General features: G+C 48.3%; 15 protein-coding genes and 2 pseudogenes. 11 read left to right on the top strand and 6 right to left on the bottom strand.

Annotation, left to right across the window (positions count from 1 at the left end; translation table 11 throughout):
- Window positions 1–2: 2 nt before the first annotated feature.
- The 4 genes from ACKA06_RS11500 to ACKA06_RS11485 all read right to left on the bottom strand — a co-directional run bounded on the left by ACKA06_RS11500 (window position 3) and on the right by ACKA06_RS11485 (window position 3,758).
- Window positions 3–1,019: a peptide ABC transporter permease gene (locus tag ACKA06_RS11500; RefSeq protein ID WP_411159701.1), complete on the bottom strand. Its 1,017-nt coding sequence runs from the start codon at window positions 1,017–1,019 to the stop codon at window positions 3–5.
- Entirely contained in the window at window positions 1,013–1,906 is an 894-nt protein-coding gene (locus ACKA06_RS11495; RefSeq protein ID WP_411159700.1) for an ABC transporter permease subunit, read from the bottom strand. The genes ACKA06_RS11500 and ACKA06_RS11495 overlap by 7 nt, the downstream gene beginning before the upstream one ends.
- Before the next feature lie 28 nt (window positions 1,907–1,934).
- Window positions 1,935–2,456, bottom strand: coding sequence for a hypothetical protein (locus ACKA06_RS11490; RefSeq protein WP_032087059.1), 522 nt, complete (start codon window positions 2,454–2,456; stop codon window positions 1,935–1,937).
- A 678-nt stretch (window positions 2,457–3,134) separates the two neighbouring features.
- The gene (locus ACKA06_RS11485) at window positions 3,135–3,758 is read right to left on the bottom strand and encodes a sterol desaturase family protein (RefSeq protein ID WP_032087057.1); all 624 of its coding nucleotides are present in this window, start codon (window positions 3,756–3,758) and stop codon (window positions 3,135–3,137) included.
- A 201-nt stretch (window positions 3,759–3,959) separates the two neighbouring features.
- On the opposite strand from ACKA06_RS11485, the gene ACKA06_RS11480 reads away from it, so the two are divergent.
- Window positions 3,960–6,002: a bifunctional diguanylate cyclase/phosphodiesterase gene (locus tag ACKA06_RS11480; protein ID WP_411159699.1), complete on the top strand. Its 2,043-nt coding sequence runs from the start codon at window positions 3,960–3,962 to the stop codon at window positions 6,000–6,002.
- Window positions 6,003–6,210: 208 nt separating this feature from the next.
- Window positions 6,211–6,838, top strand: a pseudogene (locus ACKA06_RS11475) (DUF3298 domain-containing protein).
- Window positions 6,839–7,056: 218 nt separating this feature from the next.
- Here ACKA06_RS11475 and ACKA06_RS11470 read toward each other — a convergent pair.
- Window positions 7,057–8,313: an Nramp family divalent metal transporter gene (locus ACKA06_RS11470; protein ID WP_052011467.1), complete on the bottom strand. Its 1,257-nt coding sequence runs from the start codon at window positions 8,311–8,313 to the stop codon at window positions 7,057–7,059.
- Window positions 8,314–9,037: 724 nt separating this feature from the next.
- On the opposite strand from ACKA06_RS11470, the gene ACKA06_RS11465 reads away from it, so the two are divergent.
- Window positions 9,038–9,292, top strand: a complete 255-nt coding sequence (locus tag ACKA06_RS11465) for a YuzF family protein (RefSeq protein ID WP_411159698.1) — start codon at window positions 9,038–9,040, stop codon at window positions 9,290–9,292.
- A gap of 54 nt (window positions 9,293–9,346) precedes the next feature.
- Here ACKA06_RS11465 and ACKA06_RS11460 read toward each other — a convergent pair whose 3' ends face one another.
- Window positions 9,347–10,255, bottom strand: a complete 909-nt coding sequence (locus ACKA06_RS11460; protein ID WP_411159697.1) for a Gfo/Idh/MocA family protein — start codon at window positions 10,253–10,255, stop codon at window positions 9,347–9,349.
- A 100-nt stretch (window positions 10,256–10,355) separates the two neighbouring features.
- Between ACKA06_RS11460 and ACKA06_RS11455 the strand changes: the two genes are divergently transcribed.
- The 8 genes and pseudogenes from ACKA06_RS11455 to ACKA06_RS11420 all read left to right on the top strand — a co-directional run bounded on the left by ACKA06_RS11455 (window position 10,356) and on the right by ACKA06_RS11420 (window position 18,024).
- Window positions 10,356–10,871, top strand: coding sequence for a CBO0543 family protein (locus ACKA06_RS11455; RefSeq protein WP_058300111.1), 516 nt, complete (start codon window positions 10,356–10,358; stop codon window positions 10,869–10,871).
- A gap of 16 nt (window positions 10,872–10,887) precedes the next feature.
- On the top strand, window positions 10,888–11,016 hold the full coding sequence (locus ACKA06_RS11450; RefSeq protein ID WP_269751529.1) for a hypothetical protein: 129 nt from the start codon (window positions 10,888–10,890) through the stop codon (window positions 11,014–11,016).
- A gap of 87 nt (window positions 11,017–11,103) precedes the next feature.
- Window positions 11,104–12,126, top strand: coding sequence for an NUDIX domain-containing protein (locus tag ACKA06_RS11445; RefSeq protein ID WP_411159696.1), 1,023 nt, complete (start codon window positions 11,104–11,106; stop codon window positions 12,124–12,126).
- A gap of 277 nt (window positions 12,127–12,403) precedes the next feature.
- Complete coding sequence (locus ACKA06_RS11440) at window positions 12,404–13,930, top strand: phytoene desaturase family protein (protein ID WP_058300109.1); 1,527 nt, start codon at window positions 12,404–12,406, stop codon at window positions 13,928–13,930.
- Entirely contained in the window at window positions 13,931–15,400 is a 1,470-nt protein-coding gene (locus ACKA06_RS11435) for a phytoene desaturase family protein (RefSeq protein ID WP_411159695.1), read from the top strand.
- Complete coding sequence (locus ACKA06_RS11430) at window positions 15,393–16,235, top strand: phytoene/squalene synthase family protein (protein ID WP_411159694.1); 843 nt, start codon at window positions 15,393–15,395, stop codon at window positions 16,233–16,235. Before ACKA06_RS11435 ends, ACKA06_RS11430 begins: the two co-directional genes overlap by 8 nt.
- A 332-nt stretch (window positions 16,236–16,567) precedes the next feature.
- Window positions 16,568–16,909, top strand: a pseudogene (locus ACKA06_RS11425) (SDR family oxidoreductase); the annotation flags it as partial.
- A gap of 137 nt (window positions 16,910–17,046) precedes the next feature.
- A complete protein-coding gene (locus tag ACKA06_RS11420) occupies window positions 17,047–18,024 on the top strand; it encodes a DUF3231 family protein (protein ID WP_411159693.1) in 978 nt (325 codons plus the stop codon).
- Window positions 18,025–18,057: the final 33 nt, after the last annotated feature.

Raw genomic sequence — 18,057 nt, 5'->3', positions numbered from 1 at the left:
TTTCACTCCTCTCGAATGCTGTGATTTATTTTTCTGTTCGTAAACGTAAATAGGCTGCCTGAGGATTCAGGTACGGCTTCTTCCTTTTTGAAAGAGATGAAATGATTTGTTTCTTTTTCAACTGTTTCTTCCAGCCCTTTTTCAATCAGCCGAAAAGAATAGATGGTTACAACAAAGGCAAGCGAAGGTCCCAATACAATCCACTGGTCGAGCATCAGCTCCCGATAGGATAGGCCGATTAGCCCAGACCATTCATTTGATAAGGATAATGTTACACTTCCGGAAGCGCTTATTCCATCCGAAATTTTCAATTCCTTCACCTTGCCGATCACCATTTGGAAAACGCCAAGCTGTACCAATATCAATAGGGATTGGACTACTTGCCTGGTGAAAAGAATGATCAGTCTTGGACGGAGGAAGGTCAGGATATGCTTTCTTATCAGCCAACTCTTGCCTGCTCCCAATGACTGCGAGCATTTGATGAAGTCGTTCTGCAGGAATTCTCTCATTTCCGTGGCCAGGTGTCCGGTCAGTGGAATACCGCCGATAAAGCCCAAGATTAATAGCTGATGGGCAATCAAACTTTGACTTGGGATGTCAGGGTCGATTTTAACTGCAGCAAAAAAGATATATGCTACCATCACTGCGGGGACAAACCTAAACGCTCTGATAAAAGAGTCAATTAAAAACGTAAAATGGTGAAGGAACATAACGGTCAGTATACCTCCGAATAGGCCTATCCCCATTCTCATACTGCTCACCACCAGCGCAATCATCAGAGTGTACTTTGCTCCATCAATCACTTTCCAGAAGACGTCTTCTCCAAAACGGTCAACCCCCAGAAGGTGGTGTCTGTCAGGAGGATACGGAGGGACATCCACTAATCGGTGTCCAGGACCGTATATTGCATTAGGTGGATCCTTAATGATTTCATGTAAAAAGAGGGAGTAGCATAGACTGAGGAGAAAAAGGAGAAGAACCACTGAACCTCCTAGTAAGAGTTTTTTGTTCTTTACCATTTTATACGCCCTCCCTGTCCCGCCATCCTGGCTGAAATGAATCTTCCAGCGTATTCTATAAAATAAAAAGGAATAAAAATCAGTAGCAGGCAGCTAGCTAATACTTCTGGAGAACCCAAATGCCTGAACATAAATGAGAAAATCCCTTTCATGTTAAAGACATATTCAGTAATAAGTAAATTGGAAAGGGTCATCCATAGTATCATTTGGATATTGGAAAATACGACTACGCATACGTTGCGAAATATGTGAGATGTCAACACTTTGAGCCGTGTAAGGCCTTTGGATGCTGCAAATTCCACATAGGGTTTATTCTGTTCTTCCCGAATGGCAAAGAAGGTCATCTGAAAGAGAATGACTGACGGGATGATCGAAGTAGCGGCAATGGGCAGCAGGTAGATGTTTTCCATGTATCCAACCGGGTTTACAAGTAGGATGGCAGACTTCTTGAAAATCCATATAATGATCAACTGAATGGAAAACAGCGCAATGACATCCGGTATGGATTCAAAGAAAAATGCTGCTTCCTTTATAGCACTTTGTATCTTTTTTGGTAATAAGGCTGTCATGACAGAAAGGCCAAGCCCTGCAATGATGGAAACGATTAGCACGCTTAGTAGCACTTTTGCTGAATACATATAAGGTTCTGCCAATGCTTCAAGCAAATTCTGATTTTGATAATCTGAGACCCGGACCCTGATATCAGCCATGTTTATGACACTGACCAACAATTCCTTCAGGTTTAAGAAAAAAGCCTGAAACCAATGAGGCTTCCACAATAGAAGATAAGTTTGTGAAAAAGAGATGATGGCTGCGATCATCAGGGAAGTCGTCAATATTTCCGCCGTCATTTTAGCAAGTGTGATGATCCATTTACGTCTTGTCATGATTTTTGGACAGCTAATCCGCCACTCATTACTGTGCACTGTCGCTTTGTTCATTCGGATTATTAAAATTTTCGGTCAGAAAAGTACGCTGCCCCGTACTTCCTTTCACCACCTTATAAATGAAATCGAACATTTGTATACCTGCGTATTCCTTCCCGCCCTTACTGTATTGGAAGATGCCTGCAGAGGTTTCATCGATATTCTCTCCGTGTTCACCGTATATCTCTTTAATTTTCTCTGATTGCTCATCCGGTTGAAATAAAACGACCAGTTTCTGATTTTCTTCTCTTTTATCCCTGGATAAATTCAGGCTATAATTGCCCTCGCTATCGACCTTCGCTGTCTGTTCTTGAATCACAGTGTCTGCCCCTAACTCTCTTATCTGGACTTTGATCTCAGAATCGCTTTCTAATGTAGTAGTGCCATTGACGGAAACCGTATTTCCGACCGACTTTACATTACCCGAAATGTCGATTTCCTTCTGAGGTGAAGCACAAGCATTTAATATCAGTACTAATAAAATGAGTGAAGCTAAATATGGACGTTTCATATTTCCTCCTTTAAAAAATTTGGCAGTTAAATTTTCATTCTCAACTATTACTACTAAACTTTAAAAAGGGTTCGGTGTTAATTACATTTTTTCAAATAATTAGTAGAAAAGCAGAGGTCACTCCTATTTAAGATCATTCGGGTTCTAAATGATAGGGGGTGAGTTTATACGTTTGAGGTGGATGATAAATTGTCCTCTAACTTTTAGCATGTTCCAGCTGTTGAGTGGAGTGAAAGACGAAGACTCCTGGCTGAGAAGCGTGTTAGGTGAGCCCCCTCCAGGAAGGCTGCTTGGTTTTTCTGGTTTTGATAATATAATTGGATTTTTGATAATAAGTTGCCCGTTTTTGATAATAAAACTGTCGCACGCCCCCGTGGAGGGCGGTTTTAGCGTGCATACAGGCAGATAAGGGAGGGTGTTGACTCGGATTTGTCTGCTGAAAGGGAAAAAGGGCATTTCTTTTAAAGAAAAAGGTTACTTCCTTTAAAAAATGCCCGCCACAAGAAAAAATGATGAAGGGGGATCCGGTGCTGCCCCTGAATTCAAGGCGATCCCTGGACCCCAGCCGCATCCCGGTACCAGACTGGCCCGGATTCAGGCCCACTCTCATCCTTAGCGCACACCCCGTTACCAGTCCAATCCCCAGCCCCGGTCGTTACCCAAAGCATGGTCGGCCAGTCATGCCCGCTTCTCCAAATCCTTCACCGTCTCACTCGAATCCACTTCCTTCTCATCTTTCAAAGTCCCAAAAAGTGCATCCACAAACGGAGTCGAGACCCCATACCAATAGTTTTCATTTTTATAATGATGAAGGACGTGTGTCTTTTTCAGCCACTTGCCGAATTTCGTTTTCGGCTTGAGCGGCCGGTGGGCTACGTAGTGCTTCCATTCGTAGACGAAGAACATGATGAGGATCCCTGCGCTGAAGGACAGGGTTGCCTGCATAGAGTCTGAGATGAAGTAGAAGATTAGGCTCAGGGCGAACAGGCTCGGTGCGCTGTACCAGATAGGCAGGAATAACAGCTTCAGGTCATTTGGTTTCTTGTGGTGGTCATAGTGGAGCCGCTTGATTAATTTTAATAGAATGCTATTTTTCGGGGCCTTTATGTGAAAGACGAACCGGTGGGTGAGGTACTCGCTGAACATGTAGGTGACGATACCGAGTACAATGAACAGTGGAGTGAAAGCGTCCGGACCCATGGTAAAAAGAAAGGCAAGCACGGCTAGGAATATTCCGGCCATGATCATAATGTCGAGGTGCAGGAAAAAGTCACGGTAAATCCCCTTATTCTTCAAAATCATCTTCTCCCGTCATTTTTAGTAGTGAGGTCTTTCTATTATACGCTGAAAGCAGGACAAAACACCTATTTAATTTCAGAAAATTCAAACTGAATCCATTTGCAGGTTTACTAGTCCAACCCTATCTTTTTTCAGCAGCTTTTGTATAATTTAACATGTATACCAGAATATTAATTCCAACATTACGTTAAATGAGGTTGTTGTATGTTTTCATTACCTGAATCACAGGATATCACCATTCTTCAGGGGGAGTATTCCCTCCCGCTGGTGGTGTTGTCGATTGTGATTGCCTGCTGTGCGTCTTATACATCTTTGTCTTTGAATCAGAGGATGCAGCAGAATCATTTTTTTCATAAATCGTTTTGGCTGGTACTGGCCTCGGTGGCGATGGGGCTTGGGATCTGGTCGATGCATTTTATCGGGATGAGCGCGTTTATGCTCCCTGTTCAGATGACCTACGATACGTTCTTGACGGCTGCTTCTGTCTTACCGGCTGTGTTTGCTTCGTATTTGGCGTTTTCGTTTTCCAGCCGTAAGAAGAAGGGGCACCTATCTGCGGTCACGGCCGGCATCATCATGGGGATCGGGATATCCGCCATGCACTATATCGGGATGGCTGCGATGGAGATGGAAGTGGAATATGCCTACAAGCCATTGATCCTCCTCGCTTCCGTGTTGATTGCGGTTGTGGTTTCCTATATGGCTTTATTCATTTTCTCAAGTTTGCAGAAGTTCATGGGGACGCAGTGGATCAAGATCCTCACATCTGTCCTGATGGGGCTCGCCATTACGAGCATGCATTATACGGGGATGTCGGCCGTTATTTTTTACACGGATAAACCTCTGGACGGCATGCACGGGATGCATAAAATGGACATGCCTCTGCTGGTAACGGGGGTGACGGCAGGGATTTTCATCCTGCTGGCGGTGTCCGGCCTTGCTGGTCTTCTCGACCGCTATGTGGACCACCGTCTTCATCATTATGACGCTCTCACCCTGCTTCCGAATCAGCGGCAGTTCGAACAGGATTTGAAGAACTCAAAGACGGCGGGGAGCCTTGCGATCATCCATATCCATGACCTTGAAAAATGGGTGAGCGGATATGGTTATACGTTTGGCGACCATGTGATAAAAGCGGTCGGGGAAATCATAGAAGAACGAAAGCTGCGGACTTCAAAGGTCTACCGGATCGAAGGGAACCGTTTTGCCGTCTACCACGGTGAAGAGCATGAGTTTGAAAAATTGAAGGCCTGTATGGAGAACGTTCTGTCTGAGCTGAAGAAGCCGCTGATGATCGATGATTACCGCGTCGTGATCGAAATGGCGTGTGCCGTTTCCCAATGTGACACAGGGGACTGCGAACAGCTGCTGGCCAATACGATGGCTGTCCTCCAGCACTCCTCGATTCAATACCGGCACGGGGTGATTGAATATGATCCCGCCGTTCATACTTACAGTTTTGAAAGGCAGATCGTTCAGGACATCAACCGGGCGATTGAAACTAAAGAGCTGTTCATGGTCTATCAACCGAAAGTACAGACCGGCACCGGGGAAGTGACGGGTGTGGAGGCGCTGCTGCGCTGGCAGCACAGGGTACACGGGTTGATCTCACCGGGTGTTTTTATCCCTGTCTTAGAGGAGAACGGGAAGATTTTTGAGGTGACTGACTGGGTCATCGAAACGGTTTTCCGGCAGGTCTCACACTGGCTTGATGAAGGGGTAGAATTCAAGCGCGTGTCCATCAATATCCCGGGGCCGTATGTGACGTCATCGAGACTGCTGTCTGTCCTGCATGAGGGATTGAGGAAGTATGGCATCGACAGCCGTCTCATTGAGCTTGAAATCACGGAAACCAGTGTCATCCACGATATCGAGAACGCCATCACGGCTGTCGGACGATTCAGGGAAATGGGACTCTCTGTTGCACTCGATGATTTCGGGACAGGCTTATCCTCCCTTTCTTATTTAAGGAAAATCCCAATTTCAACGATTAAAATCGATAAATCATTCGTAGACGGTGTCCCGCTTTCTGAAAAGGATTCCGCGCTGCTGAGGGCGATCACCACCTTGTGTTCCTCCTTGAAGCTTCGGGTGGTCATCGAGGGAGTTGAAACGCAGGAACAGATCGATTTCATCACAGGGATGATTGAGCGTCCCCACATCCAGGGCTATTATTTCTCGCCTCCGCTGCAGGAGGGAGAGTTCGTTGAATGGCTCAAAGAAAGGGAATTGGTAATGAAAGCATGAGGGATGTCTTGGCGGACATTCCTTTTTACTATTCTCAAATTCTATTATTTTCGAAGGATTGCAATCCTTGTTAAAAATTCATCACAAGCGACATAGACTGAGATAGGTACTAAGTAAGATCAGGGGCGTGCTGACCGTCCTTCCTTAACGGAGTGAGGGTTCACGCTGGGCATCCCCTTGAATACAATGGGTTAAAAAGCAGAGGATGATGAAGGTGCCAGTATCGTTACCGGTAAGCATCGAGCAGAGGAGGATTTCGAACGGTCCGAAACAAGTCGTCTATTACCCGAAAGCTGTGCGGATGAGAAGCCGCGATTTTCAGCGCACCATCAACAGGACCATTGTCGCAGAGACCCAGAAGCTGATCCATGAGCAGGTAGGGAATATGCCGTCGACCGTTGAGGAAATGCAGGGGTCCTTTGAAATCAAGAACAATCAGCGCGAGGTCCTGAGTCTATCACTCTCCAACTATACGTATCACGCTCATGCCGCCCATGGGATGACGTTCATCCGTTCGCTGACGTTCGATCTGGAAAAAAGAAAAGATTTGCAGTTTGAAAGATTTATTCAAGCCCGGCAGTGATTATGTGAAGAGGCTGTCGGACCTGGTGGCCGCACAGATCAAGGAGCGGGACATTCCGCTGCTCGGCGAATTCACCGGCATCCGCCCCGATCAGGACTTCTACATCGCGGACAAAGCACTGGTGATCTATTTCCAGCTCTATGAAATCACGCCGTATGTGGCCGGTTTCCCGATGTTCCCGATTTCTGTCTTTGATCTGCAGGATATCATTGAGGAGAGCGGGCCGCTCGGGAGGATGGCAGTCAATAATTAAGCCTGGGACCACTTGGATCCCAGGCTTTTGTTTATTTTTAAGGCTCTTTTCGCATACTTTGTTGCTTTGCACACCAGAAAATACCGGAACTTGGGTATTTTCGGCTTGTTAATTCGTCTGTTGTTTATACTTGAGTTCGAAAAGAGCACGTCCACAAGCACTATTCAAGCTGCAAGCCTATTTACGCAAAGCAACAATCTTTTAGAAAACAGCCATTTTTAAAAAATGGAGATCAATTTCGTCACGGCCAGGATGGCAAAGAGCAGGATGCAGGCTGCAAAGACGAAGTTGGCCATAAGACTGTTCCTGTAGTCCTTGTCCACCTTCTTCGAGTTCAGCAGCCACATCAGGCTGAATGACAGGAACGGCATGAACAGCGCCCCGAGTGCCCCGTATAGAATGATAAGCTGGACCGGTTTTCCGAAGAATAGCAGAATCATAGGCGGAAATGTGAGCCACGCCAGGAACAGGCGGTAGGCCGGGTCCTTTTCCGTGACAGGGCGGTCCGTCCTTTTTTTCACAACCCGTACAAAATCCGCGAACAGATAAGGGACCCCGTTCCAAACACCGAGCAGGGAAGAGAACGCGGCCGACCAGAAACCGATCAGGAACATCCATGAGATGAACGCCCCGTATTTCTCGCCGAGAAGCCCCGTCAATTTGATCAGGCCCTGCTCTCCTTCGATTTCAATGCCCGTCCCATATAAAAATTGGCTCCCGACGATCAATAGGGCGAGCGTGAAGATGGCCGTCATCGTGTATGCGGCCTTCGAATCCAGACGCATCGTCGGGATCCATTCCTTTCCGCTCCACCCTTTCTCCTTCAGCCAGTAGCCGTACGATGTCATCGTGATCGTACCGCCGACACCCCCCACGAGTCCGAGGGCAAGCAGGAATGAACCGTCGGGGATTCTCGGCACGAAGCCTGTCAGGAAATCACCGAGATTCGGCAGGAACAAGAGGGCAGATCCGACGACTGTCACGAACATGATGCCGATCAGAACCATCATGACTTTTTCGAACAGTAGATAGCGGCCCGTCCATACGAGGAGGAAGCCGGCGATTGCATGGATGACGGCCCACGCCCAGAACGGCATGATCGGAAACATCGACGTCATGGCAAGGGCACAGGCAGAAGCGGCCGCCGCACCGTAGACGAACCCCCAGATGACGGCATATACGCCAAAGTAGCCGGTCGCCCATTTCCCCATCTCCTGCCAGCCTTCGAGGATCGTTTTCCCGGTGGCGAGATGCCAGCGCCCGACCCCTTCGTTAAGGAAATGCTTGAGGATCGACCCGACGACGATTGCCCAGACAAATACGAGACCGAAACTGGCCCCAGCGACCAGGGCGGCGACCAGATCCCCCGTCCCGACCCCTGTGGCTGCGGCCACGAATCCCGGACCGATCAGGGCGGCCCGTTTTTTAAAGGATGTTGGTGCTTTTGGAGTGGTTGTGTTCACTTCTAATGACATAGTGCTGCTCCTTTCTTGATGTGAGTGTAAGCGTCCGCATTTTTATGTACGCTCTTTTGGATGTGCTGCTCTCAATGGAATCCATGATTTGAAAAGAGATTTTTATGGTATGGATTGGACCCCGGCAGCAGATATGTGTGTAAAATTTAGAATATTAGCACTTTACCATGGTAAACGTTTTCGGAGGACGGACGCAACCGTGTTTTGGCGGACGGGGCTGTAGTCGTGGAGATGCGGGGAGGGCGAATTGTCCGTTTTCTTGGATTTTCGATCGTTTTCAGGTGGGAATTGGGCTTGTTTGGTGACCTTTTGACTATTTTAAGGGGGGATACCCGTTCTAAAGCATCGTTTTTGGGTTTTGAATAGGTTTTGAAAGGGGGCAGGGACAGGATATTATCAAAAATGAAAGTTTTATTATCAATATTTCAAGATTTATGATCGAAAACAGACAATTTATTATCTATTCCGTTGAGGCTATTTTCATAAACGGTGCGATATCAACGATTCCAGCCATTTATTATCGAATTTAATGGAATACAATCAAATTGAAAAAGCCGGATAACACAATGATTTTGGCTATGCAAACCGCCTGCACCCTCCCCCGGACCCGTCCGCCGAAGTCCAATACTAATACAAAGGGCAGGGGAGCAAACGTACTGGAATGGTCCATGCTCCCAGGTACATACCTTTAAGAGGTGAAACTAATCAGCTTGGAGGTAGATGTATGTACAGCATGTATCCATATCGGAATAACCCGCAGGCAGCTTCGAACGGACCGATGCAGGTGGTCGTTGTGGAGCCTTATGTTTACGCTGCGTTAAAAAGCCTGATCGGGAAGAGGGTGGTCATTGACACGTCACGGGGATCTGTAAGCGGTACGTTGATTGATGCAAAGCCTGACCATGCCGTGGTCCAGGAGCACGATTCCACCTTCTTTGTGCGCATTTGTGAGATTGTCTGGATCATGCCGGAGAGCTGAACATCATTTATAAAAAAAGTGTCTGCGATCGTTCGCAGACACTTTTTATACGTTTTAAGCTTGTTCGTCGATGGATTTCACAATCCGCTCACAGATCTCATGCGTGACGAGTGAATCGTTGATTGACGGGTCCGGCGTTTCCCCTTTAGACACGCACTCCAGGAAGTGGTCGCACAGCTGGTAGAATCCGCGCTTATACAGGGTCGGTTCCCAGTCGCCGAACTTCGTGATGCTCGTTTCTTTGTTATGGTAATGTGTCGTTTCAACGAGGCTGTCGACGACATATTTGTGGTGGCCGGTATGGTATTCGATCGTTTCTTCGGTCACGCCGCCGTTCCGGTTCATGATGCCGATGGCCGTGCAGCCGTCGCCGAGCAGCTGAACGACGAGGTGATGGAGCTGTCCGCCGTCTTTCAGGTATTCGACTTTGACATCGCGGACGTCCGTATCCATCAGGAAGCGGAGCGTGTCGATGACGTGGATGAAGTCTTCCACCACGAATCTCCTGACTTGTTCTGGGAAGGAGAACCGGTTCTTCTGCATCAGGATCAAGCTTGGTTTACCGTGGTCTTTCAGCTCGTTCACACGCGGGATGAAGCGGCGGTTGAAGCCGACCATCGCAATTTTGTTCTGTTCCTTTGCAAGCCCCACGATCCTTTCGGTTTCCTCTAACGTCATGGAAATCGGTTTGTCTATGTACACATGGATCCCGTTTTGAAGAAGCTTCTCCGCCATTTCAAAATGGGCTTCCGTTGCCGTGCTGATAAAAGCGGCGTCGATCTCCCTGTCGAATAGGTCGTCCACCGACTGGACTTTTTCCTCAATCCGGTACTTGTTTGAGAGCTTGTCCAGCGTGTCAGCGTTCCGTGTACAGAGGACAAGTTCGATTCCTTCTTTTTCCGACAGGACAGGCAGGTATGCTTTTTTTGCGATATCCCCCAGGCCGATGATGGCGATTTTCATAAAGATTCCTCCTCGTAAATGCTTCATTTTAATAGTAAAAGTATAAAAGATAAAAAACCAGTCAATCATGTTGGTAGTAATGATAAGTAGGTGTGTGCTGATGTATTTGCTGCTTGTAATCGTGGTGTGGATCCTGTTCGCGTATAAATTCGTCGACTGGTCACAGTGGCGGAAACAGTATCCGACGCTGTTGTTTTTCATGCTGATCAACTTTCTTTATAACTATTTTTATTTCAATCATACCCTCTGGGCTTTCAGGGGCGTGACGGCCGAATGGCTGAATCACACAATCATCAATTTTGCGTTCACTTTTTTTATCTGTCCTGTTGGACTGATCATTTATCTTCAGAGATTCCCTGTGAAAAGAAGCGGACAGATTATCTATATTTTGATATGGACCGCTTTCTATACAGTCATTGAGTTCCTTTTCTCTCATAAGGGCATGTTTGTATACGACCACGGCTGGAACGGCTGGTGGAACATCCCGCTGAACCTTGTATTGTTCAGTGTACTGTATTTGCATTACCGGAATCCACTGCGGGCCATCGGCGTGTCAATCCTTCTTGCGATTGTATTTTATCTGTTGTTCCCGTTCCCTATGGAAAGTTTAAAATAAACAGGGGTGTGCTGATATGCTGATACAAGACATTTTTTCCGTGCCGGTCTTTTTACTTTTGCTGTTTGCCACATACATTGTGATGTGGCTGTACATCAGAAAAAGGTCGATCAATAAGAATAAACAAAAGAATAAAACGGATTAGGATGAATTGTGTGAAGTTCATCCTTTTTCTTTTACCAAAAAATTCTAATCATTATGGTAAGATAGAATAAAAAAGGGGCTGGGGGAAATGAAATGGTCGGAAATACCTTACTTGTGGCAGCAATCCTTCGAGACGGCATGGGAGTCTTTTCTGGAGGGTTCGAGGCCGATCGGGGCCATTGTGGTGAATGAAAAAGGGGAAATCGTTTCGAGAGGGAAAAGCTCGACGAAGAAGCAGACGTCGGGTTCATCCGTTTTCTATAATGAGATTGCCCATGCTGAAGTGAATGCCCTACTGGAACTTGATAATCGAATACATACTGACGTAAACGAGTACACCTTGTATTCAACGCTTGAACCTTGTCCGCTCTGTTTCGGTGCCTTCTATATGAGCGGGATCCGCAATCTGAAGTTCGCGGCAAAAGATAAATATGGGGGGAGCACGAACCTCAAGGATTCGACGCCTTATTTGAGCCGAAAGCCAATCAAGGTAGAGGGACCGTACCCGCCGCTTGAATACCTTGCGATCCTGCTCGGATATTATTATGATTTCTCGGTTGATGACCCAAAGGCACATCCGGTTCATAAAGGGATGGAGGAAGATTATCCCAGGGCAATCCGCCTCGCAAGGGATTGGGTGGCGGAGGAAAGATTGAGGTGCGCGGAGAATTATACAATTGAGGAAGTCTATGGCATGATGTGCGAAGATCTCATCAAGCAAAACCGCGCAAGGGCGAGCGCCGCCATCATCAAAGACAATCACATCCTCATGGTGAAAATGCAGCGGGACGGCAGGGTTTGGTGGTCGCTTCCCGGCGGCGGTCTGGAAGAAGGAGAAAGCTTTGAAGAGGCTGTTGTGAGGGAAGTGAAGGAAGAGACAAACCTTACCGTGAAGGCAGGAAGACACTTGTTCAGCTACGATTACAGCATGGGAGAAAGCCGCGTTTTTTCTGCTGACATCACGGGTGCCGATGTCCTGCAGCTCGGGATTGATCCCGAATGTGCAATGGATGAACAAATGCTGCAAGAAGTAAAGTGGTGGCCGATCGAAGCGATGAAAGATGACTTTGAGGTTTCGAGGGTCATCCGTGAGATGAAAACGATATTTTGATGAGAAAACCTGACCGATCACCGAAAGCCCGGTCAGGTTTTTTTAAGACAGGTGCTTTATCGTATTAACGTATTAAGGAAGGACGATAAACGCTGGAGAGAACGAGGTCGATGGCGGAAGTTTATAAAAATTAATTAGCAGTTTTTTACTGGTATAACGCCTTTTTCACAAGGTTTTACCTCTCTTTGCACATTTTGCAGGAGGTTATGAGTGGCAATTGAATTTCAACCTATGTATAATGATTGTATAACTTTTGTACGACTGGGAGGTCTTGTGAATGAAAAAGCGGATCATCGTTGTTGGCGCAGGTCCCGGCGGCTTGGCGGCTTCAATGCTTCTGTCAGCCAGGGGATATGATGTGAATGTGTTTGAAAAGCAGGAGTATGTCGGCGGCCGCAATGCCGAGATCCGGCTGGGAGATTTCAAGTTCGATATGGGACCGACGTTTCTTTCAATGTTTCATATTGTCGAAGAATTATTCTCCGCTGCGGACCGGAAAGCGGCGGATTACATGGAGGCGGTCGAACTCAAGTCCATGTACGAATTGATCTTCGATAACCGCAGAGTCGTCATGTCACGGGACCGGGAGCGCATGAAACAGGAAATCGAAACCCATTATCCTGGCAACGGCGAAGGGTATGAACGCTTCATGAAGGAAACCGCGAAGAAGATGGAGGCGCTCTCTCCGGTCCTGCAGTCGAAGATGGACCGCTTCATGCATTACTTTCAGCCCAAGGTGCTCCAGGCACTCCCGGAACTTGAACTCGGACGCTCCCTCTACGATGTGCTGTCGCGTTATTTTACCGAAGAGGAACTGAAGCTCGCCTTCACATTCCAGTCAAAATATCTCGGCATGTCACCGTGGGAATGCCCCGGTGCCTTCTCGATCCTCTCCTATATGGAACATGCCTATGGTGTCTTCCACCCGATCGGCGGCGTGAATCAGCTTTCAAAGGCGATGGCGCGTGTGACGGAGGAACACGGGGGCAAGATCCACACCGGCTGTGGGGTGAAGAGCCTGTGGATCGAAGGGAAAAAGGTAAAGGGCGTCCACCTTGAAGACGGCCGGAGCGTGGAGGCGGATGAGGTCATCATCAACAGCGATTTCGCCCATGCGATGACAAAACTCGTCGAGGGGAAGCAGCTGAAGAAGTACTCGCCTAAAAAGCTCGCGAAGAAGAAATATTCGTGCTCGACCTTCATGCTGTATCTTGGTCTCGACACGATTTATGAAGAGCTGCCCCATCATACGATCGCTTTTTCAAAAGACTACAAAAAGAACGTCGAGGAAATCACGAAGGAGAAAATCCTGTCTGAAGATTCCTCCCTTTACATCCAAAATGCAAGCGTGACCGACCCGACACTTGCGCCTGAAGGGAAGTCCGCACTCTATATACTGGCGCCGGTGCCGAATAACTTCAGCGGCATCGACTGGGAACGGGAAAAAGATACATTCCGTGAACTCATCCTGAAGACGGTAGAAGAAAAGACTGGAATCAAAAATCTTGAAGCTCACATAGAGGTGGAGAAAATGATCACGCCAAAGAACTGGGAACAAGATTTATTTGTCTATCAGGGAGCCACATTCAATCTGGGGCATCAGCTGTCGCAGATGATGGTGTTCAGGCCTCATAACCGCTTTGAAGAACTGGAGTGCTGCTGGCTCGTCGGCGGCGGGACCCATCCGGGCAGCGGACTGCCGACCATCCTTGAATCGGCCCGGATCACAGCCAACGGCATCCTGGAACAGGATATGCAGGATTCGATCCCTGTATCGCCTCTTCCCGTTGTGGAGGGATTGTAAATGAATACAGCCATAATCGGAGGCGGCGTCGGCGGTCTGATGAGCGCCCTGCTCTTATCGAAACAGGGTGTGGACGTGACCCTTTATGAAAAAGAATCCTATCTCGGGGGCAGATTGACGTTCGTTGAACGCGACGGTTTCCGGATCGACCAGGGACCGACGATCGTCCTCCTTCCCGACATGTTCCGTGCCCTGCTGGAAGAAGCGGGTATTTCCCGGGACCGATACGAACTGATCCCATGTGATCCGTTCTATTCCCTCGAGTTTCCCGACGGTCTCTCGTTCACGAAATACCCCGATCACGAGCGGCATCTTGAAGAAGTGGAGCGGGTATTTCCTGGCGAGATTGATGGATATCTTCGATTTTTACAAGAAGGAAATGAACGGTTCGAAATCGGAAGGGAAGCATTCCTTGAGGAGTCATTCGTGAATCCGCTCGATTTCTGGAAACCGGCCAACCTCAAGAAGCTTTTGAAACTGAAACCCTATCAATCCATCCATTCCTTGATGTCCCGCTATTTCAGGGACGAACGGCTGCAGGCGGTCTACGCCCTCCAGTCCCTTTACATCGGCGGGAACCCGTTCAAGTCGCCTGCGATGTATTCACTGGTATCCTTTGCTGAACACCAATTCGGCATCCACTACCTGAAAGGCGGATATGCAAGCCTCGTTCCGATCCTTGAAGAAGTGCTGCGGAGGCGGAATGTGACCATCCATCTGAACAGTGAAATCAAAGAGATTCTAAAAGAGGGCAGCAGGGTGACGGGCATTCGGACCGAGGGCGGTACCATGTCCTATGATTCTGTTGTTTTCAATGGGGACTTCCCGGCTGTCGATCCGCTGGTGAAGCGGAAGCAGACGAGGAAATACGACCCTTCATCCGGCTGCGTTCTCCTCTATTTTGGACTGAATAAAGTATATGAAGACGCGAACGTCCATCACTATCTCATGGGAGAGGATTTTTCCCGTCATATGAAGGATGTGTTCGATGACAAAAAAATCCCGGATGATCCGGCGATTTACACATTCCATCCGTCGAAGATCGATGACAGCCTGGCACCTGAGGGGAAAGGCGTCCTCTACGCACTTGTCCCGGTTCCATCGGGTACGGATATCGACTGGGAAAGTCAGCAGGAGTGGATCGACGGGCTTATCGACCGTCTAGAAGAAAGGGCCTTTCCGGGCCTGCGCGATGCGGTCGAATGGATGGAAATCCGGACGCCGCTTGATGCAGAGAGATTCGGTCTCCATAAGGGCGGAAGCTTCGGAGTCGCACCGACCCTCTTCCAGTCCGGCGTATTCAGGCCCCAGGTCAAGCCGTATCATATCGACAATCTTTACGCAGTCGGCGCATCGATTCACCCGGGCGGCGGCATCCCGCTTGTCATGCAGGGTGCGAAACTGATGGCCGATCAGCTTTTAAGCGATCAGAAAGATCCCGCGATAAAAGGAGTGAATGTTCATGTGTAGTGTAAAAGAAGCGTATAAACAATGTGAAGACGTTATAAAGCATCATAGCAAAACCTTTTACAAAGCCTTTTCCCTGCTGCCGAAAGATGAACGTAACGCCGTGTGGGCCGTCTATTCCTTCTGTCGCAGGGTCGACGACATCGTGGACGAAGGCAGGAACCCGGAAGCGGAACTGGTCCTGTTCAAAGCGGAATTCGATCAGTTTTTAAAAGGGGAGTATGATGCGGAGAATCCGTCGTGGCTTGCCCTCGATGATGCATTCGGCCGCTACGAGATGGACGCCCGGGCTTTCCATGACCTCATCAAGGGTCAGGAGATGGATTTGACGATCAATCGCTATGAAACGCTTGATGACCTGCTGGACTACTCCTATCATGTCGCAAGCACGGTCGGTCTGATGCTGCTGCCGATCCTTGCTCCGGGTAAGACGGATGTGCTGAAGGATGGTGGTATCTCGCTCGGACTTGCCATGCAGCTCACGAATATCCTGCGGGATATCAGCGAGGACCTGGACCGCGACCGGATATATCTTCCTCAGGAGCTGATGAGGAAGCACGGCGTGACGGAATGTATGTTGAGGGCAGGCGTCGTCGATGACTCCTTCATCAGCCTCTGGGAAGAGCTTGCTGCACACGCCGAGTCCCTGTACGGGGAAGCGTTCAAAACGATGCAGGAATATCCCCTTTCTTCCCGTATTCCGGTGAAGGGTGCAGCCTATCTGTACCGTGAGATCCTGCCGACGATCCGATCGAAGAAGCATAAGGTTTTCGGACAGAAGCACTATGTGGATGATGAGACGAAGAAAGAGATCGTGGTCGGGTTGAGCTCGCTTTGATTGGTGAGCGGGTGATTGAGTTGGATATATGGTTGCGTTGAAGCTCACTTTGGATGATGAAGTGGGCTTTTTTGTGGTTTGTGGGAAGAAAGCTTGTCTCCCGCCGTGGCTTGCGCTTGTTTGCGGGTGTTTTTATGGGGTTTTGGAGCGGGGCCGGGGGTATCCGGCCGGATTTATGGGCGGGATTTTTGATTTAAGAGCGAAGTCTCTTAGTTTAAGGGCGAAATTTTCAATAAAAGAGCGAAATCTCAGATTTATGAGCGAACTGGTGATTTTTCGACACCAACCGACAGTTGCAGCACTCGTTATACATGAATGTGGTATACGAATGCGGCTTTGCCGGCAAAGCGGCTTATAACAGCGCGAAGCACGGGGTGATCGGTCTGACGAAGGTCGCTGCCCTTGAAAGCGCGGCGCACGGAGTGACAGTAAATGCCCTTTGCCCGGGTTATGTAGATACCCCGCTTGTACGTGGACAACTGAAGGATATCTCAGAAACAAGAGGGGTGCCTTTGGAAAAAGTATTGGAAGAAGTCATCTACCCGCTTGTTCCTCAGCAGCGCCTTCTGGATGTCAGCGAAATTGCCGACTACGCAATGTTCCTTTCCAGTGAAAAAGCAAAGAGTGTGACCGGCCAGGCAATCGTCATCGACGGCGGTTATACTGCCCAATAATTCCATCAATCCTCCCGTCTGCTGCAGGCGGGAGTTTTTTAATTGTGTCATATGCCAAAGATGAATGACATTTTCCATAAGGTCCATACTACTATTAACCGGCAGCACCACGATAAATTGTATGGAGGAAAAAGACCATGCCCGACAAACCAGCTTTATCTTCGTCAGAAATAGCTGTCTTGTGGACTACATACCAGCAAAAGACGATGTTCCTAAGGATGCTTGAATATCTGATCAAACATGCAGACGATGCCCAGGCAAAAACGATCATGAAAGATCTGTACGAAGAAACCAATGTATACCCTCATAAAATAAAGGCGATGTTTCAAGAGGAAGGTGCTTCGGTGCCGATCGGCTTTACGGAGGAGGACGTTCATCTTGACGCCCCAAAGCTTTATGAAAATGGGTTCGATATCACGCTTGTCCGGATGATCAAGGAAATCAGTATGGGGATGCATACGCTGAGTATCACGATGTCCTACCGTGAAGACGTGATCGAGTTGTTCCAGACACTGACCGCCATCACCCAGAAGTATTATGCCATCTGCACAAACTATCTCCTGGAAAAAGGGCAGCTTACACGCCCACCGTTCGTTCCGATGCCAAAATCGGTTGGATTCATAAAAGATACAAGTTATTTAGGCGGTATCACCCCTATGTCGAAATCCAGACACTTGAACATGGTGGAAGTGGCCAATTTGTATCATGGGGTGGAAGCGAATGTGGGGGGGAGCATCATGATCGATGGGTTTGCACAGGTCGCACATGAGAAAGACGCGCGCAAATTTTTTGAAAGAGGCAGCCAAATCGCCAAGGATATCGTTCATGACCTGAGTAAAAAGATGCTTGAAAGCAAGCTTCAGGTTCCCATCGCGTCCAATGGCAACGTGACGGAATCCACCACAGCGCCGTTTTCGGATAAATTGATGATGTACTGTGTGAGCCTGTTCTGCAGCTTTTCGGTAGGAAGCGGTTCAATCGGGACGGCATTCAGCCTCCGGAATGACCTTCCTGCAAAAATGGTCATCATCATGCAGGATATCTTCGCATACGCCCATGACGGAGCGAAGATCATGATCAAGCACGGATGGATGGAAGAGCCGCCTCAGACTTAACAGGGAGACACCTCGGAGAATTTCGGGTGTCTT

This window comes from Rossellomorea oryzaecorticis, from assembly GCF_045897515.1.
In the GTDB taxonomy this organism is placed as follows: domain Bacteria; phylum Bacillota; class Bacilli; order Bacillales; family Bacillaceae_B; genus Rossellomorea; species Rossellomorea enclensis.
This window is presented reverse-complemented; position numbering and strand designations above follow the sequence as displayed.